The sequence below is a fragment of the Guyparkeria sp. genome, assembly GCF_041687595.1.
Taxonomy (GTDB): domain Bacteria; phylum Pseudomonadota; class Gammaproteobacteria; order Halothiobacillales; family Halothiobacillaceae; genus Guyparkeria.
On sequence record NZ_JAWLBP010000006.1, the window covers coordinates 40375 to 41828 of the forward strand.

Below are 1454 nucleotides of genomic sequence, written 5' to 3' on the forward strand. Positions count from 1 at the left end.
GAGGCCAGCCACGGGGACCTGGGCATGATCACCGATCGGGACGTGGTCATCGCCCTGTCGAACTCCGGCGAGACCGGGGAAATGCTCGCCATCCTGCCGGTCATCAAGCGCCTGGGCGTGCCGCTGCTCGCCATGACCGGCCGTCCCGACTCCACCCTGGCCCGCTCCGCGGACGTGCATCTCGACGTCGGTGTCGAGCGCGAGGCCTGCCCGCTCAACCTCGCCCCGACGGCGAGCACCACGGTCACGCTGGTCATGGGCGATGCCCTGGCCGTCGCCCTGCTCGATGCGCGCGGCTTCCAGCCCGAGGACTTCGCCCTGTCCCACCCGGGCGGCTCCCTGGGTCGCCGGTTGCTGCTGCATGTGCGTGACGTGATGCACACGGGCGAACAGTTGCCCAGGGTCGGACCGCGCCATAGCGTCAAACAGGCGCTACTGGTGATGTCCTCCGGTGGTCTCGGAATGACCGCCATCGTCGACGAGGAAGACCATCTCCTGGGCCTGTTCACCGACGGTGATCTGCGCCGCCTGCTCGACCGCAGCGATTTCGACCTCGACTGTCCGATCGAGCGGGTGATGACCCCCGGCCCACGCACCTGCCGTGAAAATGTACTAGCCGCCGAGGCCATGGCCATCATGGAGCGCGACAAGATCAACGGCCTGCTGGTCGTGGATGCCAAGGAGCGGCTCGTCGGCGCACTGAACATGCACGACCTGCTGCGGGCGGGGGTGGCATGATGAACCGTCATGACAGCACCTGGCTCGAACGCGCCCGCGGCATCCGCCTGCTGGTACTGGACGTCGACGGCGTGATGACCGACGGCCGACTCCACATGACCGAAGGCGGCGACGAGCACAAGATTTTCCACAGCCGTGACGGCCACGGCATCAAGCTGATCCAGGCGCTCGGCGTGGACGTGGCCATCATCACCGGCCGCTCCTCGCCCGCGGTCAGTCGCCGGGCCGCCGATCTCGGCATCCAGCACGTGGTACTGGGTGCCACGGACAAGGGCCAGGCCATCGAGGAACTCGCCCAGCTGCTCGATCTCGAGCTCGCCGAGGTGGCCGCCATGGGCGACGACGTGCTCGACCTGCCCATGCTCAACCGAGCCGGCCTCTCGGCCACGGTGGCCGACGCACCGCCGGTGATCCGCTCCCGGGTCGACTGGATCAGCCCCCTCCCCGGCGGCCACGGGGCCGTGCGTGCCCTGATCGACACACTGATCGACGCCCGCGGAGAGTGGGCCGAGATACTGTCCCGGTATTCGTGACCGTGTCCGCCCGGATCTACCGGTTAGCGATTGCGGTGGTCGGGCTGGCCGTGCTTGCCTGGCTGGCCTGGCAGAACCTGTCGGGCCAGCCCGGGCTGCTTTCCCAATCGACGGGTGGCTACGCCCAACGCATCGATGCCGCCCAAAGCTGGCAGTATGATAAGCAGGGCCAACTCGCATACC

Annotated in this window: 3 protein-coding genes; all 3 read left to right on the plus strand. The window is 68.1% G+C overall.

Annotated elements, in window-relative coordinates; genetic code table 11:
* Window positions 1-738: KpsF/GutQ family sugar-phosphate isomerase (locus tag ACESL5_RS02280; protein ID WP_372591161.1), on the plus strand; the 738-nt coding region annotated here is incomplete at its 5' end.
* On the plus strand, window positions 735-1271 hold the full coding sequence (locus ACESL5_RS02285) for a KdsC family phosphatase (RefSeq protein WP_372591162.1): 537 nt from the start codon (window positions 735-737) through the stop codon (window positions 1269-1271). The genes ACESL5_RS02280 and ACESL5_RS02285, both read left to right, overlap by 4 nt.
* Window positions 1268-1454: hypothetical protein (locus ACESL5_RS02290; RefSeq protein WP_372591163.1), on the plus strand; the 187-nt coding region annotated here is incomplete at its 3' end. The genes ACESL5_RS02285 and ACESL5_RS02290, both read left to right, overlap by 4 nt.